Here is a 21385-nt window from a genome sequence, read left to right on the forward strand (position 1 = left end):
CATGAGAATCCGCAAGGGCCTCGCCATCGTCGGTGCCGTCCTGGCCATGTCCACCTCCGTCCTGAGCGTCGCCTCGCCGGCAGCGGCGGCCGAACGGGACGGGACCTGCGACAGCGGCGAGTTCTGCTACTACTACAACAGCAACCAGGCCGGCTCGGTCTCCGACTTCACCGACTCGCTGGACGACTACGGCACGACCCAGCCGACCTGCTACGACTTCAAGGGCGCGGGCGCCGGCAAGGGCCTGTGCGTCAAGAACAACGCGGCGTCGGTGTGGAACCGGACCGGCAAGACCGTGCGGGTCTACTTCAACAGCAACTTCGCCGGTACGACGCAGGACTTCGCGGCCGGGGCGAAGGGCAACCTCAACGCCACGTTGAAGAACAACAACGCCTCGCACGAACTGCTGAGCGGGCCGACGGGCTGCAGCACCGACGGCACCAACAGCAAGCTGCCGAGCACCATCCTCGTCTACCGGGTCAGTCTCGGGCGCGTCGACCGGGTCGACTTCAAGACGTACGTCAAGAACGTCCTCCCGAACGAGTGGGTGACGAGCTGGCCGGCCGCCTCGCTGGACGCCGGTGCGATGGCCGTGAAGAGCTACGCCTGGTACTGGGCGCTGCACTCGACCCGGAAGACCTCCGGCGGCCAGTGCTACGACGTCCGGGACGACACGGGCGACCAGGTCTACCGGCCGTCGTCGGCGCAGACCTCGACGTCGGCGGCGGTGGACCGCACCTGGTCGAACCGGCTGACCCGCAGCGGCAACATCCTGCGGGCGCACTACTGCGCGACCACCACCGCGTGCGGTGGCTGGGTGGACGGCGACTGGATGTCCCAGTACGGCTCGCGTGATCTCGCCAACTCGGGCAGCAGCTACCAGGCGATCCTGCGCCACTACTACCGTGACGTGGTCATCTCCTGACGTCCCGCGTCAACCGTGCCGCCCGCCGCACATCCGCGGCGGGCGGCACTGTCGTGGGCAGCCCGGACGGGTCGCCGGGCCGTGGGGACGCGCCGACGCCGCTCCCACGGCGACAGGTGGCAGACTCGGCGGAGTGAACGACATGGCCGCACCGACGATGGACGGTGAGCTGGAGAGCGTCAGTCTGGTGGACCTCGCCGTCGCCCGGTTGACCCGGGAGATCCTCAGCGGCAGGAGCGATCCGGGGGAACGCCTCGTCGAGGAGCAGCTCACCCGTCGGCTCGGGATCAGCCGGGCGCCGCTGCGGGAGGCGCTGCGGTTGCTGGCCCAGCAGGGGCTGGTCGAGCACGTGCCCCGGCGCGGCGTACGGGTGGCCACCCTCTCCGATCGTGACGTGCGGGAGCTGTACGAGCTGCGGGACGTCCTCGAACGATTCGCGGTGCGGGCGGGGATCCCGGTCGGCCGCGAGAGCGACCTGGCGGGGTTGCGGGCGACGCTCGACGAGATGCGGGAGGCGACCCGGGCCGGCGACCGGATGGCGGTCGCCGAGTCGCACCGGGCGTTCCACGTCGCGCTCGTCGCGCTCGCCGGCAATCGCCAGCTGTCCGCCGTGTACGGCTCGATCCTGGTGAAGTTGCAGCTCTACATGGCGATCAACCTGCGGCGTGAGGCGGAGGTGGCGCAGCCCTTGGACGGGGTCCACCGGCACGAGCGGTTGTTCGAGGCGGTCGCCGGGGGAGACCCGGAGGAGGTCCTCGCCGTGCTGTCCGGGCACGGCGCGCGCTCCTACCTGGACTAGCTGTACGAGCCATTGCCGCCCCCGACTCGCCCGTGCGAACATGCATCGATGAGGGTAAATCTCTTGCGTCGCAACAGGTCCCGCCTGTTGCTGACCGTGGCCGCGGCGGCCATGTCCATCGCGTCCCTGGGCCTCAGCACGCCGGCCGCCGCCGCGACCCCCGACGGCCACTACTGCTGGTACGTCCTGCCGGACAAGGTGCCGTGGAAGCCGGCCAACAACATCGTCAACTACACCGCGACGGTCACGTGCGACGGCGCGGTGCGGCGCGTCGACCTCGCGGTGGAGTTGCTGTACCACGGGACGAGCGGGGGTGCCGGCACGACCGTGAACGGCCGGACGACGCTGTGGACCGACGGCACCTCGATCCCCGTGGTCGCACTCGGCGTCACCACCCCGAACACGCTCTGCGACTCGGGCTTCTACTCGGGTCGAGCGACCGCCACCGTCCAGTACCGCTCGGGTGAACCGGAGTACATCACCAGATCGATCGCGTCGCAGCAGGTATCGCTGAACTGCTCGTTTCCGGAAATTCCGCCCACCGGCCCGAGTCCCAGCACGGTGACGGTCACTAACCCAGGCACCCAGAGTTCGCTCAAGGGGGACAACGGAGGGCTGCAGATGCAGGCCACCGGCGGCAGTTACTCGTACACCTGGACGGCGGTCAACCTACCGCCCGGGCTGACCATCGAACCCGGGACCGGCCGGATCAGCGGCACGCTCGCCCAGATCGGCTCCTACAACGTCACCGTCACCGCCGACGACGGATTCGGCAGCCTGGGCAGCACCACCTTCACCTGGAGCGTCCGCAAGGAATCTCCCTGCCCGCGCTGCTGATCAACGCCCGCGGCGCCCGTCCGGCCCGGACGGGCGCCACCTGGCCGCGCCGCCGCGCCTTGCCGGATCGCCGCCCCGGCTTCGCCTCGGCTCGGCCGCCCCCATGAAACAGGCCCAGCCGGCGGCCAATCGGCCGTCATGTCCCCGTTACAGAACGCGCCGCCCGCTGTAACAGAACGGTCGACAATCGACTGTATGCCAGAGTCAGTCGGATCCATCTCGGACCTGCGGACGGCGTACCGCGACGGTCGTCTGACGCCGACGGACCAGGTCGAACGCGTCCTCGACGGGCTCGCCGGAGGCGGTGCGGGCCCGGTCTGGATCAGCACCGTGCCGGCCGACGAGCTACGGGCCCGTGCCGAGTCGCTGACCCGCCACGGTGACCCCACCTCCCCGCTGTACGGGATCCCGTTCGCGGTCAAGGACAACATCGACGTGGCCGGCCTGGTCACCACGGCCGGCTGCCCCGACTTCGGATACGAGGCCGCGCAGGACGCGCCGGTCGTGCGGCGGCTCCTCGACGCCGGCGCGCTGCTCGTCGGCAAGACCAATCTGGACCAGTTCGCCACCGGCCTGACCGGCGCCCGCTCGCCGTACGGCAGTTGCGAGAGCGTCTTCGGCGGCGGCCTCATCTCCGGCGGCTCCAGCTCCGGATCCGCCGTCGCGGTGGCCGCCGGCCAGGTCAGCTTCGCTCTCGGTACGGACACCGCGGGCTCCGGCCGGGTGCCGGCGGCGCTCAACGGGATCGTCGGCCTCAAGCCCACCCGTGGTCTGCTCAGCACTGCCGGCGTGGTGCCGGCCTGCCGCTCGCTCGACTGCGTGTCGGTCTTCACGCCCGACGTGGCGGGCGCCATCGACGTGCTGCACGCCGCCCGTGGTGTCACCACGGCCGACCCGTGGGGCCGTCCGTTACCGGCGGAGCGGGTGGTCGCCCGCATGCCGGGCACGCTACGCCTCGGGGTGCCCTGGGCAGAAGACCTCGAGTTCTTCGGTGACACCGGGCAGGAAGCCCGCTTCGCCGCCGGAGTGCAACTGCTGCGTACCCTCGTCGGATCTCTGCGGTCGGTGCCGCTCGGCGCCTTCTTCGCGGCGGGTGACCTGCTCTACCAGGGTCCCTGGGTGGCCGAGCGGCTCGTCGGCCTGGGCGACTTCCTGCGGTCGAACCCGGAGTCGGTGTTGGCGGTCACCCGGGCCGTGCTGGAGACCGGCTGGCGCTACGACGCGGTCGCCGCCTTCCGGGGGCACCACCGGCTGCGTGAGCTGCGCGCCCAGGTCGACACGCTCTGGCAGGACGTCGACGTGCTCGTCGTGCCCACCGTCGGCACCACCTTCACGCTCGACGAGATCGCCGAGGACCCGATCGGGCGGAACGCCATGCTGGGCCGCTACACCCAATTCGCGAACCTGCTCGACCTGGCCGCGGTGAGCGTGCCCAACGGCTTCACCGCCACCGGCCGGCCGGCGAGTCTCACCCTGCTCGGTCCGGCGTTCAGCGACACCACCCTGGCCCGGCTCGCCGCCACCCTCAGCACGGGCGGCGCGGCCAACCCGGACGTCGAGCCCGTTCCGCCGCCGGCTCCACGGCCGACGGACGTGCTGATCGCCGTGGTCGGCCGGCACCTGAGGGGCGAGTCCCGCAACGGCGAGCTGCTCGGCTACGGCGGGGCCTTCGCGGGCGCCGCCCGTACCGCGCCGCTCTACCGGCTCTACCGGATGGACACCGCCGACGGCGAGGGGCTGCCGGGGCTGGTCCGGGTCGCGCCGGACACCTCGGCCGGTCACCCGATCGAGGTCGAGCTGTGGCGGCTGCCCAGCGCCGCCCTCGGTGAGCTGCTGGCCGGCGTGCCGGCGCCCCTCTCGCTCGGTTGGATCCGGCTGCACGACGGGCGGGACGTGCTCGGCTTCCTCTGCGAGGCGTACGCCGCCAGCCCGCCGGCCGAGGACATCAGCGCCAGTGGTGGGTGGCGGGCCTACCGCCGCTCCGCCGCCACCCGGCGGTGAAGCGGGCCGCACCAGCGATCACGACAGGAGGCGAGAGGATGGGAAGCATCGGGCCGGTACCGGCCAACCCCTACCCGTGGCCGTACGACGGTGTGGTCGACACCGCGCGGACCGCGCTGCTCTGCATCGACTGGCAGACCGATTTCTGCGGGCCGGGCGGTTACGTCGACGCCATGGGCTACGACATCGGCCTCACCCGGGCCGGCCTGCCGGCCACCGCCCGGCTGCTGGAGCACGCCCGGTCGCTCGGGATGCTGATCGTGCACACCCGCGAGGGGCACGACCCCGACCTGTCCGACCTGCCGGCGAACAAGCGCTGGCGTTCGGCCCGCATCGGCGCCGAGATCGGCGGGGCCGGTCCGGCCGGCCGGATCCTGGTCCGGGGCGAGCCCGGGTGGGAGATCGTGCCCGAGGTCGCCGCGCTGCCCGGCGAGGTGATCATCGACAAGCCCGGCAAGGGCGCCTTCTACGCCACCAACCTCGACCTCGTGCTCCGGACCCGGGGCATCACCCACCTGATCCTCACCGGCATCACCACCGACGTCTGCGTGCACACGACGATGCGCGAGGCGAACGACCGGGGTTACGAGTGCCTGATCCTGGCCGACTGCACCGGCGCCACCGACAAGGCCAACCACGAGGCCGCCCTGCACATGGTCACCATGCAGGGCGGCGTCTTCGGCTGCGTCGCCACATCCGACGACGTCATCGCCGCCACGGCGAAGTGAGGTGAGCCATGCCGACCATCGCCACCGCGCGACCCGGCCCCTACTCCTTCGACATCTCGACCACCGCGCTGCTCGTCATCGACATGCAGCGGGACTTCCTGGAGCCCGGCGGATTCGGTGAGAGCCTCGGCAACGACGTGAGCCAGCTCCGCCGTACCATCGCGCCGCTCGCGGCCCTGCTGGCCGACGCCCGCGCCGTCGGCCTGGCCGTCGTGCACACCCGCGAGGGGCACCTGCCCGACCTGTCCGACTGCCCGCCGGCCAAGCTGAACCGGGGCGCCCCGAGCAAGCGGATCGGCGATCCCGGGCCCACCGGCCGGATCCTGGTCCGTGGCGAGTACGGCCACGACATCATCGACGAGCTCGCGCCACTGCCCGGCGAGCCGGTCGTCGACAAGCCCGGCAAGGGCGCGTTCCACGCCACCGACCTGGACGTCCTGCTCGCCGAGCGGGGCATCCGCAGCCTCCTGGTCGCCGGAGTCACCACCGAGGTGTGCGTGCACACCAGCGTCCGGGAGGCCAACGACCGGGGGTACGAGTGCCTCGTACTCGCCGACTGCGTCGGGTCCTACTTTCCCGAGTTCCACCGGGTCGGGCTCGACATGATCGCCGCCCAGGGCGGGATCTTCGGGTGGGTCGCCGACTCGACGCAGGTCCGAGCCGTGCTGCCCACCACGTCCGCGTTGCAACCCTCCTCCTGACCGGGAGCAGCCATGGTCTCCTCGAAGTCCACCGTCGTCCCGCTCCCGTTCTGGGTGCGTGGTGACACCAACGCGTTCTTCGGTTTCGGCGTCAACGTCCTGGTCAACGTGCTCACCCTGACCGGGCTCTGCATCGGGGTGGTGAAGCTGCCCGAGGGGGAGGTGTTCGGCACCATCCTGCCGGCGCTCGGCATCGCCCTGGTCGCCGGCAACATCTACTACACCTACCTGGCCCGCCGCCTGGCCCGTCGGGAGAACCGCACCGACGTGACGGCCCTGCCGTACGGGCCGAGCGTGCCGCACATGTTCATCGTCATCTTCGTCATCATGCTCCCGATCTACCTGCGCACCCAGGACCCGCTCCGGGCCTGGGAGGCCGGGCTGGCGTGGGCCTTCATCATCGGCGTGATCGTGCTGATCGGCGCGTTCGTCGGCCCCTACATCCGTCGGTACGCGCCCCGGGCGGCGCTGCTCGGCACGCTCGCCGGGATCTCGATCACCTTCATCTCGATGAACCCGGCCGGGCAGATGTGGCGGATGGCCTGGGTCGCCCTGCCGGTCTTCGCGCTGCTGCTGATCGGCCTGCTCACCGACACCAAGCTGCCGTTCAACTTCCCGATCGGGCTCGCGGCCCTGCTGGTGGGCACCGCGATCGGCTGGGCCGGCGGGGCGATGTCGGTGCCGGACGTGACGGCGGCCGCCCGGGACATCGCGGTCGCCGTACCCTCGTTCAAGCTGGACCTGTTGTTCACCGGGCTGTCCGACATGGCGCCGCTGCTGGCGACGGCCATCCCCCTCGGCGTCTACAACTTCACCGAGGGCATGACGAACGTGGAAAGCGCGGCGACCGCCGGGGACAACTACAACCTGCGCAGCGTGCTGCTCGCCGACGGCGCGGGCGCGGTGATCGGCGCGGCGCTCGGCTCGCCGTTCCCGCCCGCCGTCTACGTCGGCCACCCGGGCTGGAAGGCCGCGGGTGGCCGCAGCGGTTACTCGATGGCGACCGGCGTGGTGATCGCCGTGCTCTGCTTCCTCGGCATGTTCGGACTGCTCGCGGCGATCTTCCCGACGGCGGCCATCGTGCCGATCCTGCTCTACATCGGCCTGCTGATCGGGGCGCAGGCGTTCCAGGCGACGCCGCGGGCGCACGCCGCGGCCGTGGTCGCCGCACTGGTGCCGAACATCGCGGCCTGGGCGACCGGGCAGATCGACAACGCGCTGGCGGCGGCCGGCACCAGCGCCGCCGCGGTGGGCGACGACGCGCTCAACGGCGCCGGTGTCGTGTACGACGGGCTGCTGGTGCTGGGGCAGGGCGCCATCCTTGCCGGCCTGGTGCTCGGCGCGGTGGTGGTCTTCGTCATCGACAAGCGGTTCGTCCGCGCCGCGATCTTCGCCGGCTCGGGCGCGGTGCTGTCGTTCGTCGGGCTGATCCACGGCGAGCGGGTCGAGTGGAACGCCAACGGCCAGGTGGCGCTCGGCTACCTCTTCGTCGCGGTGATCTGCGCGGTCTTCGCGCTCGGTCGTCCCACGCCACGCGAACCGGACCCGGAGGAGGCCGAGTTGGACGAGGCGTCCGCGCCGGCCGCCGATCGGGCGGCCGACGAGCAGCAGACCGCGGCGGCGCGTGGCTGAGCCGCCGGGCCGACCCGACCGGATGGAGAGGACGGACCGGATGGAGATCGATCGCGCGGACGTGGTCGCCGAGGTGGCGGCGGCCTTCGGCGGATACGAACGGGCGCTCGTCGACGGTGACGCCGAGGCGATCTGCGGGTACTTCTGGGACTCCGACCGGACGGTGCGGTTCGGCCTCGCCGACCATCAGTACGGGCTGGAGGAGCAGCGCAAGTGGCGGGCCGCGCAGCCACCGCTGCCGGCCGGCCGCCGGCTGGTCGAGACGAGGGTCAGCACATTCGGCGCGGACCTCGCGGTGGTGACGACCCGATTCGGGTACGCCGACAGCTCCGCCACGGGACGGCAGACCCAGACCTGGGTACGCCTGCCCGTCGGTTGGCGGATCGTCACCGCCCACGTCTCCGAGCCCGCGCCGAACCTCGACTGACCGGTCGACGGGCCGGCACCGGCCGGACGTGGTCGCAGCCCCGGTGCGGCCCGGCGGTCGACCGTGTACCGGTCGCTGTCCGCCGCGCACGACGAAGCGCCCCGTCCGCCGTGGACGGGGCGCTTCGTGGCGTCAGCCGGACGGCGTGCCGGGCGTCGGACGGTCCTCGTCGCCACGGGGCAGCGGCGTGGCCACCTCGATCCGGGGTGACCGGTCCGGCGGAAGGTGCGCGAGGTCGGCGATGACGACCACGTCCACCTCGCCGTCGACCATCTTCTGCTCGACGGTCTCCCACGGTGCGCGGATGATCCCGTTCAGCCGGTAGTCATGTCGGCGCAGGTGGTTCAGACACGTCGCGATGGCGTGTTCCGACGGCTCCATGTCGGCGGGTACCCAGATGATGGCTAGCTCCATGATCTCTCCTGATCAACGTCGTGGACGTGGATGGGTGATCAGGAGCTGCCGGGGCGGCGGGGGACCCCGCTGGACGGGTCGACTGGTGGCCCGACTGTCGAAGGGACCGACGGCGCCCCCTCGACGCAGCGGCCCGACGGACGGCGGCGTGTCGGTCGCCGACGCTGTCAGGTCGGCGCCCCCGGCACCGGTGCTGGTGGGCGCGGACACGAATGCCAGTGCCAGCGCGGGTTGCGCCGGTAGCGGACGGGGGGTCGGGATCGGCGGTGATGACGGTTCGGCGGTCATCGCCGCCCGCCCGCGCGCCGGCATGCGACGGTCGGCGGCGTCGGCGCGGGATGCCCGCACCGTCACCGGTGCCGACGACGGCGGGGTGGCGCGCGTCGTCGACGAGGTGACCGGCGTCCCCGCCTCCGGTGGCGGGGACGATCGCCGGGTACGGGGTGCCCGGGTGGGCGTGGGAGCGGTAGGTCCGCCCGTCGACGCCGGTGACGTGGTCACCAGCGGCAGCGGCAACGGCAGGGAGCCGGTGGTCGGCAGCGGGACTGCCGTCGGCAGAGGGAGCGCCGTCGGCACCGGGACAGTCGTCGGCAGGGGGAGCGCCGTCGGCAGGGGCAGGTCGAGGTGCGATGGAGTGTCGAGCAGGTCCCGCGCCAGCGATCCGACGATGCCGCCAGCGGTGGCGGTCTCCACCGGTCCGCTGGTCGTCGGCGTCGGCGTCGGGATCGGGATCGGCGTCGGCTCGGCGGAGGCGGGCTCGGCGCCCAGGGCGGCCGCGAGCGCGGCCGCGCCGAGTGCCACCGCGCCGAGGGCCACCGGCGGCGGGCAGTGCTTCGGCGGCGTCACGCGGGTGCCGCCGACCGCCGGGTCGGATCGGCCCCGGCACGTCGCCGCCGCCCGAGCGGTCGCTCGTCGACCCGCGGCGTCCCACCCATGAGCGGATTGTTGCCCCTCGGGAACGCGGGCTACACCTGTCGCCGGCCGATCGACGTCGCGCGCGGTGAGAGGGCGGGGCGGGCTGGCCCTGTGAGCGATAACAAGGATCGCTTCCATCGATACTGCCGCACGGTCCGGCCGCTGTGACCCCGTAGCAGCATCGTCGTGAGTCACTGCGGCCACCGCGGCGTATGTCCGGCTCGTTACATCTTGACGAACAGCATGTTATCGCTCACCCTCGATGCAGAGGTCCGCGGCGTCGGTGGCTCACCGGGCGAGTCCCGTGGTCGCGCCTCGACGCGCGGCGTCCCTCCGGGCAACGGACGCCGTCTCAGGACTCGTGCGGTTCCCGGCGAACGCCGGCCGATTCCGCGTGTGCCGGTGCGAGGTGGCCCAGGATGACCGTCCCGGATTCCTTGGCCCAGCCGGCGCGCGCCGCCGGGAACAGGTCGTCCTGAGCGAAGTGGCACCTCACCACCGCCGATGCACCTACAGAAGGATCGACATGAGACCTAGAAAAGCTCTGCTGGCGACGGCGACCCTCGCGGTCGCGCTGACCGCGGGTATGACGGTCGCGCTGGCACCCATGGCCAGCGCCGGAACGACGTTGAAGGCGTCGGCGGCCGAGAAGGGCCGCTACTTCGGCGCCGCCGTCGCGACGGGCAAGCTCTCCGACAGCCAGTACGTCAGCATCCTGAACGGCGAGTTCAACAGCGTCACCCCCGAGAACGAGATGAAGTGGGACGCCACCGAGCCCCAGCAGGGTCGGTTCAGCTACACGGGTGGTGACCGTCTCGTCAGCCATGCCCAGGCCAACGGCATGAGCGTGCGCGGACACGCGCTGCTGTGGCACGCCCAGCAGCCGAGTTGGGCGCAGGGCATGTCCGGCACCGCGCTGCGTAACGCCGCCATCAACCACGTCACCCAGGTCGCCACCCACTTCCGGGGCAAGATCTACGCGTGGGACGTGGTGAACGAGGCGTTCGCCGACGGCGGCTCCGGCGGGCGACGCGACTCGAACCTGCAGCGCACCGGCAACGACTGGATCGAAGCGGCGTTCCGCGCCGCCCGCGCCGCCGACCCGGGCGCCAAGCTCTGCTACAACGACTACAACACCGACGGCATCAACGCGAAGTCCACCGGCATCTACAACATGGTCCGCGACTTCAAGTCCCGCGGCGTGCCGATCGACTGCGTCGGCTTCCAGTCCCACCTCGGCACCACGCTGGCGAGCGACTACCAGGCCAACCTGCAGCGCTTCGCCGACCTCGGCGTCGACGTGCAGATCACCGAGCTGGACGTGATGACCGGCTCCAACCAGGCCAACATCTACGCCTCCGTGACCCGCGCCTGCCTCGCCGTGGCGCGCTGCACCGGCATCACCACCTGGGGCGTGCGGGACAGCGACTCCTGGCGCGGCTCCGACAACGCCCTGCTGTTCGACCGGTCGGGCAACAAGAAGGCGGCGTACACCTCCGTCCTCAACGCCCTCAACGCGGGCAGTGGCACCCCGACCACCCCGCCGCCGGGCTCCGGGGTCGACACCACCGCCTGGTATGTCCTGATCAACCGCAACAGCGGCAAGGCCCTGGATGTGTACGAGCGGGCGACCACCGACGGCGCCCGGATCGACCAGTGGACCCGCAACGACGGCGCGTGGCAGCAGTGGCAGTTCGTCGACTCGGGTAGCGGCTACTACCGACTGAAGTCCCGTAACTCCGGCAAGGTGCTGGACGTCTACAACCGCTCGACCGCCGACTCCGCGGCGGTCGTGCAGTGGACCGACGGCAACGGCACCAACCAGCAGTTCCGGCTGGCCGATTCCGGGGGCTACGTACGCCTCATCAACCGCAACAGCGGCAAGGCCGTCGAGGTGCAGGGCGCGTCCACCGCCGACGGCGGCAACGTCGTGCAGTACGCGGACTGGGGCGGCAACAACCAGCAGTGGCAGTTGGTCAAAATCGGCTGACATCCGTCGATCGAGTCGGCGCGGTGGCGCGGACGCTCGTCGTCCGCGCCACCGTTTCCGCTCCCCGCAGCGTCTATTGGTATGCGGCCGTTGCGTCGTGCGCGAGAACACGCCACGCTTCGGACAGCAGATGGACAAGCCCGGCACTATTGGAGAGCATCAATTTCATGATTATCCGGTCCGCCACCCCGCCACCAACCTCGGAAGACGTGCCCCCCGAGGAGATCCCCGAGGATCGGCCGCCGGCCGACTGGGGTCGTTGGAACTGGGCGCGTTCCGAATGGACCGTGGCGGTGGCGGCGAGCCTGCTGCTGGCGGTGGTGCTGACCTGGCCGACCCTGCGCCACCCGGCGACCACGATCCCCGGCGACCTGGGTGATCCGCTGTTGCAGGCGTGGCAGGTCGCCTGGTCGGGGCATGCCCTGCTGAACAGCCCGGGTGACCTCTGGAACTCGAACACGTTCTACCCCGAGACGTACACGTACGCCTACAGCGACACCCTGCTCGGGTACGCCCCGATGGGGATGCTGGGCTCCGGTTTCACGGCCGCCGTGATCCACTACAACCTGCTGTACGTGCTGCTGCACGCGCTGGCGTCGTTCGGGGCGTACGCCCTGGCACGGCAGCTCGGCTCGAACCGTTGGGGCGGCGCGGTCGCCGCCGTCGCCTGGGCGTACGCGCCCTGGCGGCTGGCGCACTCGGGGCACCTGAACATCCTGTCCAGCGGGGCGATCGCGCTGTCGCTGGCCATGTTGGCCCGTGGCCACGGCTGGTCGCTGCGCCACGGGTACCGGCCCGAGCTGCGCAAGCCGGGCTGGGCGGTGGCCGGGTGGCTCGTCGCCGCCTGGCAGGTCAGCCTCGGGTTCGGCATCGGCCTGCCGCTTGTCTACTTCCTGCTGGCCACGGTCCTGGTGGCGGCCGGCTGCTACGGCTGGTCCTGGTGGCGCAAGCGGGAACGGCCCCCGTTCGGCCGGCGGCTGCTGATCGCGGATCTCGTCGGCGGCGGGGTGTTCGGCCTGGTGACCCTGCTGCTGGGCATGGTCTACCTGCGCGTCGTCGACCTCAACCCGCAGGCCGAGCGGACGCTGGACTGGACGAAGATGTTCTCGCCCCCGCTGATCGGGTTCGTCACCGCGCCCGCCGACTCGTGGCTGTGGGGGGAGCGGCACGCCGGCGCGCGCGAGCAGCTCTCCTGGCCGCCGGAGATGGCGCTGCTGCCGGGCATGATGGTGATCGGGCTGGCCGCGGCGGGTCTGTTCCTCTCGGCGTACCCGCTGCGGCACCGGGTCGCGCTGGGGCTCGGCGTGGTCGGCACCGTGCTGTTGGGGCTGGGCGCCACCCTCGGCGGTGACGGGGACCCGGGCTACCTGACCCTGTCCACGCTCCTGCCGGGCTGGGACGCGTTGCGGACGCCCGGCCGGATGATGCACTGGACGAGCCTGCTGCTCGCGGTGCTGGCGGCCGGCGCGGTGACCGCACTGGCCGAGTCGCTGCGACAGTCCACGCCCCGCCAGTGGGCGCGGACCCTCACGCCGCTGGTCCTGTTGATTCCCCTGACGGTGGTCACCCTGGAAGGCGTCAACTCCACGCCCCACCTGACCGTGCCGCCGCCGCCGGCCGCGATGCGGACGGTGCAGGACCCGATCCTCGTGCTGCCGGCCGGCGGGGTGGGCGACCTGACGTACATGTTGTGGACGACCGACGGGTTCCCCCGCGTGACGAACGGTCTCGCCGGCTTCGAGCCGGTCAGTCAGGCGCAGACCCGGACGGCGGTGGCGTCGTTCCCCGATCCGGTCAGCGTCGCGCACCTACGGGGGATCGGCGTGCGGTCGGTGGTCGTCGTGCCGAGCCGTGCCGTGGGAACGCCGTGGGAGAGCATCGCGACCCGACCCATCGACGGGTTGGGCATCACCCGGGAGGATCTCGATGGCACGCTGGTCTACCACCTCTGACCGCGTGAACGGCGGATGCCCGGGTACGGGCGGGGTGAGGTGACGAGCATGCGACTGTCCGTCGTGGTGCCCTGCTTCAACGAGGAGGCGTCGGTCGAGCGGCTGCACGAGACCGTGTGCGCCGCCCTCGCCGAGCTGCCCGACGTCGAGGTCGAGGTGGTGTACGTCGACGACGGCAGCGAGGACGGCACTCTCGAGGCGCTGCGTCGGCTCGCCGCCGCCGATCCGACCGTCTGCTACACGTCGCTGAGCCGCAACTTCGGCAAGGAGGCGGCGATGCTCGCCGGGTTGCAGCGCGCCACCGGTGACGCGGTCGTCATCATGGACGCCGACCTGCAGCATCCGCCCCGGCTGCTGCCGGAGATGGTGACGCTGTACCAGCAGGGCTTCGACCAGGTGATCGCCCGGCGGGACCGGCGCGGCGACCGGTTCGTGCGCATGGTCGCCTCCCGGTCCTTCTACCGGGTGATCAACTGGTGGATCGACGTGCGCCTCCAGGACGGCGCGGGCGACTTCCGCCTGCTGTCCCGGCTCGCGGTGGACGCGATACTGGCGATGCCCGAGTACAACCGCTTCTCCAAGGGCCTGTTCTCCTGGATCGGCTTCCGTACGGCCGTCGTCGCCCACCCCAACGAGACCCGGCAGGCCGGGCGGAGCAGGTGGACGCTCAGCAAGCTCTTCAACTACGCGTTCGACGGCCTGTTGTCGTTCAACAACCGGCCCCTGCGCCTGGCCATCTACGGTGGCCTGTTCCTCACCCTCATCGCGCTGGCCTACATGGCGTGGGTGGTCGCCGACGCCGTCGAGAAGGGCATCGACGTCCCCGGGTACACGACGATCATCGTCAGCGTGATCGGGCTCGGCGGCATCCAGATGACGATCCTCGGCGTGATCGGCGAGTACATCGGCCGGATCTACTACGAGACCAAACGTCGACCGCACTACCTGGTGCAGGAGACCGAGTACCTCCTGGCCGAGACCGGCGAGGCGTCGCGGCGGCCGGTGCCGCCCGCGCCGCGCTCTCCGGTACGGGGCCAGCGGGTGACGTTGGCCCGGGAGAATCCCCTCTCCCGGCCGGCGCGGCCCGACGTCGGCGACCGCGACCGGAGCTGAGCTGAGCGGGGCCTGCGGGCGGTCAGCGCCCGCAGGCCCGGCACGCTGTGCGGGTACGGAGGTGGTAGTCGCTGGACGCGATGAGGAGACCGAGCCCCAGGAGGCAGTACGCCGACATGGCCACCCAGAGGAACGCGTCGGAGAATTCGCTGGCCGACCCGGACGCCACCTGCGCCATCCCCATGCCGAAGTAGGCGACGATGGCCGCCCCGAGCCCGAATCCCGGCACCAGCAACAGCCGGCGGGGAATCCGACGACCGGCGAGCAGGGGAACCCATCCCGGCCAGACCTCACCCCAGTGGTGCACCAGCGCCAGCGGCAACAGCACACCGGCCAGCACCAGACCGATCTCCAACCCGATGATGGAGGCGTCCTGCGCCACGTTGTCGAAGCCCACCACGGCCTGCGCGGCGAAGCGGGTGACGAGCCCGGCCACCGCCACGTACGCCGCCCAGCGTGCCCACGGCGCGGGCGTCGAGCGTCGGTGGCCGGGTCGGACGGTGCGGCAGCAGGCGGGGCAGTCGCCCCGGGTACGGCGCTGATAGTCGAAGACGGCCAGGCCGAGGAGCGCCGCTCCGGTGGCGCAGCCGAGCCGGCTGGCGAACGCCACCGGGTCGAACGACGGGCCGGGCGCGAACAGCAGGAGGCTCACCAGCTCCGGCAGTAGGATCGCCGCCGCCGCGACCAGCGCGCCGGCGACGATCCAGGCCAGCCCCGCGAGCGCCGGTCGCCAGGTCGCCGTGCGGTCCAGGGCGACCGTCACCGCGCCCGCGACCAGGCACAACGCCACCGACCGCCAGCCCGTGAAGCCGAGCAGGTCGGACCCGAACGGTGGGAATTCCGGCGGCGGGCCGACCGTCCACACCAGGCGTAGGCCGCCGTAGGCCACGGCCCAGCCGAGCATGGCGTACGTCAGGCCGTGGCCGCTGCCACGGGTGCGGGGTGCCGTCGTCGTCATGCCTGTGATCCTCGCGGCGTCTCCGCCGCCGGGCTTCCCTCCGGCCAGGGATGGCGCTCCCCGGCCGGAGGGATCTGGCTCACGCCCGCCGCCTCCCGGCGGTCAGAGCGTGAACACGAGGGTCGAGATGCTCCGCGCGCCGACGTTGATGGTGGCCTGGCCTCCGTTCACGCTTGTCGGCTGGCTCGCCGCGTTGGCGTTCTGCGAGGTCAGGTAGTACTCCGCTTTGCTGACGTTCTGCGGGGCCTGGATCACGGCGTTGTTGACCGCGCTGTTTGACCGGTTGAGGATGACCAGCGTGATCTTGCCGTCCCCCTGGTAGGCCGTCACCTCCAGCGGGGACGCCTTGGAACTCTTGGTCAGGGCCACCCGCTGGTAGCCCGGCCGGACGTACTTGGCGTACTGGGAGAACGCGTACCCGCGCTTGAGCGGGGCGCCGGCCGTGGTGCCGTAGGCCGCCTCGCCGTCACCGATGAAGGAGTAGTAGCGCTTGCCGTACCACCAGATGTAGGCGGCCCAGTTGGCCTCCATCGACCTGTGCACCGTCCGCATGATGTCGTCGAGCGTCTCGTTCCAGACGGCCAGGTTGCTGGGGTTGCCCCAGATGTTCGAGCCGCCGCCGTCCGCCGCGTGCAGGTTCCACTCGGTCATCCACACCGGCTTGTTGTACTGGGCGGCCAGGTTGTACGGCGCCAGCCGTCCTGCGGACTCGGTGCCGTACAGGTGCCCGCCGATGTAACCGATGTTGTTCCGAGCGGTCGCGTCGTTCAGGGTCGGGTCGGTGTAGCCGTAGTTCAGGTTGACCGCCTCGGCGACCATCAGCTTGCTGTTCTGCACCTTCGAACCCTGGTCGCGGACGAAGGTGCGCAGCTCGGTGCCGCTCCAGTCCATCGAGTCGTAGTCGGGGTGCCAGTCCGGCTCGTTCTGCACGGACGTGACGTCGATGGTCACACCCTGACCCCGCATGTACTGCACATAGCTGTTCAGATGGTTCGCGTAGTCGTCGTAGTAGTCGGTCTTCAGCTTGCCGCCGCCGGTGCGGCTGTTGTTGGTCTTCCACGCGGCGGGTGCGGTCCACGGCGAGGCGAGGATCTTCACGTTCGACCCGTACGCCTTCGCCGTCTTCAACGAGTTGACGTGGGTCGCCCATTCGCTGGACTCCGGCGAGAGGCCGGTACGCACGATGGACAGGCCGAGCTGGTTGGCGCCCAGCCCGACCAGCGTCTGGGTGTCGGTGGTGGACCAGGCGCTACCCCAGATGGACTGGGCGGCCCCGAACCCGTCGACGGTCTGGTACCTGGTGTTGCTGTTCACCGTGATGTCGGCCGGGCCGGTGGGCGGTGGGGTGGTCGGTGGCGGTGTGGTCGGCGGTGGCGTGGTTGGGGGCGGCGTGGTCGGTGGCGGCGTCGTCGGGGCCGGTGTCGTCGGCGTCGGCTCGCCGGTGCACGTCACGCCGTTGAGCGCGAAGCTGGACGGATCGGGGTTGCTGCCCGTCCACGAGCCGTTGAAGCCGAACGACGCGGTGCCGTTGGTCCCGATGGCGCCGTTGTAGCTGACGTTCTTGGCGGTGACCGCGGCGCCGCTCTGGGTCAGCGTCGTGTTCCAGGCCTGCGTGACGGTCTGTCCGGCGCTGTAGGACCAGTTCAGCGTCCAACTGCTGACCGGGTCGCCCAGATTGGTGATGGTGACGTTCGCGCCGAAGCCGCCCTGCCACTGCGATGACACGGCGTAGTTCACGGCACAGCCGGCGGCTGCGGCGCCGGCGGGCGCGGCCAGTGCGACCGCCGTCGATGCCAGCAGGACGGCGCCCGCCGACACCAGGGCGGCGTTGGTGACCCTTCGTTTTCTCATCAGACTTCTCCCGAGGTGGTGGTGGTGGTGGCGGCCGACGCGTCCGGGCTGGTCGGTTCGGAGAGCGTCGGTACGCCCGGCGTCGCCGGGAGCGCTCCCAAGCGCGCGAGGCGGGGGCTGTCGGATCTGCTGTCCGGATCAGCCGGGCCGGTCACCCTCGACCTGCCGGTCGCCGAGCCCCACGCCGCGACGATTCGCGGAGGGGGTCACCGGGGGAACGCCGGTGCGGCGGCCGGGAGTCGACGCCGGATCGGCCCTCGCGCCGGCGGTGCTGTGGGGCGCGACGAGTGACGATGCGACGAGCGGGTCCGGCGGGGCTGCGGCACCCTCCTTTGTCGACCGGCTCGTGGGGCGGGCGGCCGCTCTGCTCATTCGCGGCTCGCGGGTGAGTGCCGCACAGCGAGCGCGCGAAACAGTTTCTCGTAGCCAGGAATTTATTTCGTTCAATGCCCCCTTGTCAACGCCACACCACCCCGCCCTCGCTCCTCTCTCCCCGCCCCCCCGGTGATCATGAAGTCGTTGCCGTGGTTGTCGGCGTGTCGTGGCGATAACTTCATGATCACCGGAGCCCGGGGGGTGCGCTGCAACAAACCTGCAAGCGGTAGGTGTTGCTTCACGGAAAACGCTTTCCTACGATCGTGTCACGTCGATGTTTCGTCCCCGGATCGAGTGGGTGCGCCTCGGGCGCTGTCGGTTGTGTGCCGCTTGGCCAGCGGCTCCGCCTCGGACGTCAGGGTGGCGGCATTGCCGACGATCGATGCGTAATTGATTGTCGCCTATTCCGGGTCGGGTGACGGCCGTCCGCTGACGCCTTCCGACATCGACGCGTCACACCGATTCTTCGAAAGTGAGGCGAGATGAGACGAACACTCGTACGCCGTCTTCCGGCGGCACTCGTGACGGTGGCTGTCGGGGTCGCGGCCGGCGTGACTCTTCAGGGTCCCCGGCCGGCGGCGGCGGTGGGCGCCGCCACCGGTTACGCCACCCAGAACGGCGGGACCACCGGTGGCGCGGGAGGACAGACGGTGCGCGCCAGTACGGGCACCGCGATCCACGCGGCCCTGTGCGGACGGGCCAGCAGCAGCACCCCGCTCACCATCGAGGTCACCGGGACGATCAACCACGGCAACACCAGCAAGGTGTCGGGATCGAGCTGCAGCACGGCGGACGGCGTGATCGAGCTGAAGCAGATCAGCAACGTCACCATCATCGGGGTCGGCAGTGGAGCCGTCTTCGACCAGGTGGGCATCCACATCCGCGACTCCCGCAACATCATCATCCAGAACGTCACGGTCCGGAACGTCAAGAAGTCGGGTTCGCCGACCTCCAACGGCGGGGACGCCATCGGCATGGAGAGCGCCGTCCGCAACGTCTGGGTCGACCACGTCACGCTGGAAGCGTCCGGCGGGGAGTCGGAGGGGTACGACGGCCTCTTCGACATGAAGAACGACACCCAGTACGTGACCCTGTCGTACAGCATCCTGCGCAACTCGGGGCGCGGTGGTCTCATCGGGTCCAGTGAGAGCGACCTGTCGAACGGCTTCGTCACGTTCCACCACAACCTGTACCAGAACATCGATTCCCGTACGCCGTTGCTGCGCGGCGGCGTCGCCCACGTCTACAACAACAGCTACGTGAGCCTGAACGAGTCCGGTATCAACTCCCGGGCCGGGGCCCGAGCCAAGGTCGAGAACAACCACTTCCGCGACTCGAAGGATGTCCTGGGCACGTTCTACACCGACGAGCGCGGCTACTGGCAGGTCAGCGGCAACATCTTCGACAACGTCACCTGGTCCAACCCGGGCAGCGACAACTACCCGGCTGGCCCCAATCCGACGTCCATCACCACCGTCAGCATTCCGTACGCCTACCGGCTGGACGGCGCGAGCTGCGTGCCGAACGTCGTCGGCCAGACGGCGGGCGCCAACACGGGCCTGCGGGTGTCCGACGGAAGTTGCTCGCCGCAGACGCCAGCGCCCACCACGCCAGCGCCCACCACGCCAGCGCCGACCACGCCGCCACCCAGCGGGACGAATCTCAGCCTGGGTGCCGGCGCGGACGGTTCCAACAAGGCCAGCGGGACCAGCTACGGCAACGTGCGCGACGGCGACATCGCCACCTACTGGTCGCCGGCCGGCTCGACCGGTTCGATCTCGATCAAGTGGGGATCCGCTACACGGGTGTCCCGCGTGACCATCCGGGAGCCCTCCGGCACCCAGGGCTCCATCGGGTCCTGGCAGCTCGTCAATCACGACACCGGCGCCGTCCTGGCCTCCGGTGCGGGTGCGGGTGCGATCACGTTCGCCGCGACGACGCTGAGCAAGATCACTTTTAAGATCAACAGCTCCAGCGGTACGCCCCGGGTCGGCGAGTTCGAGACGTACGCCAGCTGACCATCCGGTGGCGGGCGCGTCGGGCACGCGGTGAGGAGCGGTATTCCGCAGAGGTATGAAGATGACCCTGAGGAATGCCGCTCTTCAACCCGTCGCCATGGCGCGCCCGGCAACGGCCCGTGGCCGTGGTGAAGAGCGACGACCGGCTCAGGCCGGTGCCGCGATCCGCAATCACGTTCGGTTGTCGCGGCGTCACTGTTAGCATGCGGCAATGTCCGCAGGTCAACGGGGGATCCAGGCAGGCGACGGTGATCCCGCGGTGACCGACGCGGGTCGCCTGGCGGCGTTCAGCGACGGCGTGTTCGCCATCGTCATCACCCTGCTGGTGCTCGACCTGCGGGCACCGGATTTCCACGAGGGCGGGCTGGCCGAGGGGCTTCTCGGTGAAGGGCCGTCATACCTGGCCTTCGTCGTGTCGTTCATCTACGTCGGGGTTCTCTGGATGAACCATCACGCCGTGCTCCAGTTGGTGCGGGGCACCACCCCGGCGTTCAGCTCGATCAATCTCGGCATTCTCTTCGGCGTGGTGATCATTCCCTTTCCCACCGCAGTTCTGGCGTCGGCGCTGGCCGACGGCAACACCGACGACCTCCGGGTCGCCGTCGTCCTGTACGCGTTCGCCGCCTCGCTGATGTCGGCGCCCTGGTGGGTGCTCTTCTCCTATGTCCGCCGCCACCCGGCGCTGCGGGCCGACACCATCGGCCAGGACCAGGTACGGGTGCAGGAGTTCCGCCCGATCGTCGGCCTGGTCCTCTACGGCCTGACCGGTCTGCTCGGCTGGCTGGTGAACCCGTTCCTCGGCCTGATCGGCGTGGTCGTGATGATCATCTTCCACGGCGCCACCAGTCAGGGGCTCCGCTCCGGGCGGTGGTGGCCGGGGCGCGCCACCCACCGACGCTGACCCCGCCGCACCTCGGTTCGCGCAGCTCGCGGCGTTGCGGCTATGTTTGCGCACGCTCGGGGGAGCGTCAGGGGGACAGGGACATGAACATCATCGGTGATCGGATGGCGGCGGCGTACGACGACGCCATCGAGGATCTGTGCGGAGCGACACCGAAGGGCTACTACGCGCGGCGGGGCACCGCCCGTGCGGCGGTGACCCACGCGGGAGCGGCGACGCTGAACGTGGCGTACGACCTGTCGCGCGAGCCGGATCTCGACGCCCTGCACGAGCTGGCCACCGAGGTGTCCGGGCAGGTCGAGGCCTGGTCGATCGTGGTCCGGGACGGTGTCGACGGCGCGGTGGCCGATCTCGCCACCCGGCACAGGCTCGCCGCGCGCAGCGAGCTGCCCCTGCTGGCCTGCGGGGTGGACGAGCTGGTGTTCCGGGCGGACGAGGCGCAGCGCGAGCGCGTACGGCAGGTCGGCGCGGCGGACAGCGATCGGTACACGGACGTCCTGACCAGGGGCTTCGAGGTGCCGGACGGTCTGTTCGGGTCGCTGATGGGGGGCGCGGTGCTCGACGCCGAGCGGATCGACGGATACCTGTACGAGGAGGCCGGCCAGGTCCTCGGCACCGGTCTCGGGATGCGCACCCGCGGTGTGGTCGGCGTGTTCAACATCGCCGTCGTCCCGGACGCGCGTGGTCGCGGCCTGGGCCGCGCGATCACCGAGAAGGTGGTACGTGACGGCGTCGCGGCCGGCGCGGACGCGGCGTACCTGCAGTCCAGCGCGCTCGGCCGGCCGCTGTACGAGTCGATGGGCTTCCGTTTCCAGGAGAACTGGATCGCCTTCCATGCCTGAGGGCCA

18 protein-coding genes are annotated in these 21385 nt (G+C 70.8%); 14 read left to right on the forward strand and 4 right to left on the reverse strand.

Going from position 1 to position 21385, the window contains the following annotated elements:
• Position 1 precedes the first annotated feature (1 nt).
• From AB0B55_RS00735 to AB0B55_RS00770, 8 genes are all read left to right on the forward strand, one after another.
• Positions 2-925, forward strand: a complete 924-nt coding sequence (locus AB0B55_RS00735) for a SpoIID/LytB domain-containing protein (protein ID WP_357125457.1) — start codon at positions 2-4, stop codon at positions 923-925.
• A 142-nt stretch (positions 926-1067) separates the two neighbouring features.
• Positions 1068-1724: a GntR family transcriptional regulator gene (locus AB0B55_RS00740; RefSeq protein ID WP_357170544.1), complete on the forward strand. Its 657-nt coding sequence runs from the start codon at positions 1068-1070 to the stop codon at positions 1722-1724.
• A 48-nt stretch (positions 1725-1772) separates the two neighbouring features.
• Positions 1773-2561, forward strand: coding sequence for an Ig domain-containing protein (locus AB0B55_RS00745; RefSeq protein WP_357169154.1), 789 nt, complete (start codon positions 1773-1775; stop codon positions 2559-2561).
• Positions 2562-2756: 195 nt separating this feature from the next.
• A complete protein-coding gene (atzF, locus tag AB0B55_RS00750; protein ID WP_357169157.1) occupies positions 2757-4562 on the forward strand; it encodes an allophanate hydrolase in 1806 nt (601 codons plus the stop codon).
• 38 nt (positions 4563-4600) lie between these two features.
• Entirely contained in the window at positions 4601-5290 is a 690-nt protein-coding gene (locus AB0B55_RS00755; protein ID WP_357169160.1) for an isochorismatase family cysteine hydrolase, read from the forward strand.
• Between the two features lie 8 nt (positions 5291-5298).
• Positions 5299-5991 (forward strand): isochorismatase family cysteine hydrolase, encoded by a 693-nt coding sequence (locus AB0B55_RS00760; protein ID WP_357125469.1) that lies wholly within the window; start codon positions 5299-5301, stop codon positions 5989-5991.
• A gap of 12 nt (positions 5992-6003) precedes the next feature.
• Positions 6004-7623, forward strand: coding sequence for a regulator (locus AB0B55_RS00765; RefSeq protein WP_357169162.1), 1620 nt, complete (start codon positions 6004-6006; stop codon positions 7621-7623).
• A gap of 40 nt (positions 7624-7663) precedes the next feature.
• Positions 7664-8050 (forward strand): AtzH-like domain-containing protein, encoded by a 387-nt coding sequence (locus AB0B55_RS00770; RefSeq protein ID WP_357169165.1) that lies wholly within the window; start codon positions 7664-7666, stop codon positions 8048-8050.
• A 132-nt stretch (positions 8051-8182) separates the two neighbouring features.
• On the opposite strand, the gene AB0B55_RS00775 is transcribed toward AB0B55_RS00770, so the two are convergent.
• Positions 8183-8464 (reverse strand): hypothetical protein, encoded by a 282-nt coding sequence (locus AB0B55_RS00775; RefSeq protein WP_357169168.1) that lies wholly within the window; start codon positions 8462-8464, stop codon positions 8183-8185.
• 12 nt (positions 8465-8476) lie between these two features.
• Positions 8477-9310, reverse strand: coding sequence for a hypothetical protein (locus AB0B55_RS00780; protein WP_357169171.1), 834 nt, complete (start codon positions 9308-9310; stop codon positions 8477-8479).
• A gap of 595 nt (positions 9311-9905) precedes the next feature.
• Here AB0B55_RS00780 and AB0B55_RS00785 point away from each other — a divergent pair.
• The 3 genes from AB0B55_RS00785 (at position 9906) to AB0B55_RS00795 (ending at position 14434) form a co-directional block, all read left to right on the forward strand.
• On the forward strand, positions 9906-11369 hold the full coding sequence (locus AB0B55_RS00785; RefSeq protein WP_357125488.1) for an endo-1,4-beta-xylanase: 1464 nt from the start codon (positions 9906-9908) through the stop codon (positions 11367-11369).
• A 167-nt stretch (positions 11370-11536) separates the two neighbouring features.
• Positions 11537-13321: a hypothetical protein gene (locus AB0B55_RS00790; protein WP_357169174.1), complete on the forward strand. Its 1785-nt coding sequence runs from the start codon at positions 11537-11539 to the stop codon at positions 13319-13321.
• Between the two features lie 39 nt (positions 13322-13360).
• Positions 13361-14434 (forward strand): glycosyltransferase family 2 protein, encoded by a 1074-nt coding sequence (locus AB0B55_RS00795; protein WP_357169177.1) that lies wholly within the window; start codon positions 13361-13363, stop codon positions 14432-14434.
• Between the two features lie 22 nt (positions 14435-14456).
• On the opposite strand, the gene AB0B55_RS00800 is transcribed toward AB0B55_RS00795, so the two are convergent.
• Both AB0B55_RS00800 and AB0B55_RS00805 read right to left on the reverse strand, forming a co-directional pair.
• On the reverse strand, positions 14457-15392 hold the full coding sequence (locus AB0B55_RS00800) for a hypothetical protein (RefSeq protein WP_357169180.1): 936 nt from the start codon (positions 15390-15392) through the stop codon (positions 14457-14459).
• Between the two features lie 102 nt (positions 15393-15494).
• Entirely contained in the window at positions 15495-17243 is a 1749-nt protein-coding gene (locus AB0B55_RS00805) for a cellulose binding domain-containing protein (RefSeq protein WP_357169183.1), read from the reverse strand.
• Positions 17244-18100: 857 nt separating this feature from the next.
• Here AB0B55_RS00805 and AB0B55_RS00810 point away from each other — a divergent pair.
• The 3 genes from AB0B55_RS00810 (at position 18101) to AB0B55_RS00820 (ending at position 21379) form a co-directional block, all read left to right on the forward strand.
• The gene (locus AB0B55_RS00810) at positions 18101-19636 is read left to right on the forward strand and encodes a pectate lyase (protein WP_357169186.1); all 1536 of its coding nucleotides are present in this window, start codon (positions 18101-18103) and stop codon (positions 19634-19636) included.
• Positions 19637-19847: 211 nt separating this feature from the next.
• Positions 19848-20537, forward strand: a complete 690-nt coding sequence (locus AB0B55_RS00815) for a TMEM175 family protein (RefSeq protein WP_357169188.1) — start codon at positions 19848-19850, stop codon at positions 20535-20537.
• 83 nt (positions 20538-20620) lie between these two features.
• On the forward strand, positions 20621-21379 hold the full coding sequence (locus AB0B55_RS00820) for a GNAT family N-acetyltransferase (RefSeq protein WP_357125509.1): 759 nt from the start codon (positions 20621-20623) through the stop codon (positions 21377-21379).
• Positions 21380-21385: the final 6 nt, after the last annotated feature.

It is taken from the genome of Micromonospora sp. NPDC049107 (assembly GCF_040648595.1).
Classification (GTDB): domain Bacteria; phylum Actinomycetota; class Actinomycetes; order Mycobacteriales; family Micromonosporaceae; genus Micromonospora.

Excerpts from the sequence above, each read along its gene's own strand:
- AB0B55_RS00735 (WP_357125457.1), top strand. The coding sequence starts at position 2 with ATGAGAATCCGCAAGGGCCTCGCCATCGTCGGTGCCGTCCTGGCCATG.
- AB0B55_RS00740 (WP_357170544.1), top strand. The coding sequence starts at position 1,068 with ATGGCCGCACCGACGATGGACGGTGAGCTGGAGAGCGTCAGTCTGGTG.
- AB0B55_RS00745 (WP_357169154.1), top strand. The coding sequence starts at position 1,773 with ATGAGGGTAAATCTCTTGCGTCGCAACAGGTCCCGCCTGTTGCTGACC.
- atzF (WP_357169157.1), top strand. The coding sequence starts at position 2,757 with ATGCCAGAGTCAGTCGGATCCATCTCGGACCTGCGGACGGCGTACCGC.
- AB0B55_RS00755 (WP_357169160.1), top strand. The coding sequence starts at position 4,601 with ATGGGAAGCATCGGGCCGGTACCGGCCAACCCCTACCCGTGGCCGTAC.
- AB0B55_RS00760 (WP_357125469.1), top strand. The coding sequence starts at position 5,299 with ATGCCGACCATCGCCACCGCGCGACCCGGCCCCTACTCCTTCGACATC.
- AB0B55_RS00765 (WP_357169162.1), top strand. The coding sequence starts at position 6,004 with ATGGTCTCCTCGAAGTCCACCGTCGTCCCGCTCCCGTTCTGGGTGCGT.
- AB0B55_RS00770 (WP_357169165.1), top strand. The coding sequence starts at position 7,664 with ATGGAGATCGATCGCGCGGACGTGGTCGCCGAGGTGGCGGCGGCCTTC.
- AB0B55_RS00775 (WP_357169168.1), bottom strand. The coding sequence starts at position 8,464 with ATGGAGCTAGCCATCATCTGGGTACCCGCCGACATGGAGCCGTCGGAA.
- AB0B55_RS00785 (WP_357125488.1), top strand. The coding sequence starts at position 9,906 with ATGAGACCTAGAAAAGCTCTGCTGGCGACGGCGACCCTCGCGGTCGCG.
- AB0B55_RS00790 (WP_357169174.1), top strand. The coding sequence starts at position 11,537 with ATGATTATCCGGTCCGCCACCCCGCCACCAACCTCGGAAGACGTGCCC.
- AB0B55_RS00800 (WP_357169180.1), bottom strand. The coding sequence starts at position 15,392 with ATGACGACGACGGCACCCCGCACCCGTGGCAGCGGCCACGGCCTGACG.
- AB0B55_RS00805 (WP_357169183.1), bottom strand. The coding sequence starts at position 17,243 with ATGAGAAAACGAAGGGTCACCAACGCCGCCCTGGTGTCGGCGGGCGCC.
- AB0B55_RS00810 (WP_357169186.1), top strand. The coding sequence starts at position 18,101 with ATGAGACGAACACTCGTACGCCGTCTTCCGGCGGCACTCGTGACGGTG.
- AB0B55_RS00815 (WP_357169188.1), top strand. The coding sequence starts at position 19,848 with ATGTCCGCAGGTCAACGGGGGATCCAGGCAGGCGACGGTGATCCCGCG.
- AB0B55_RS00820 (WP_357125509.1), top strand. The coding sequence starts at position 20,621 with ATGAACATCATCGGTGATCGGATGGCGGCGGCGTACGACGACGCCATC.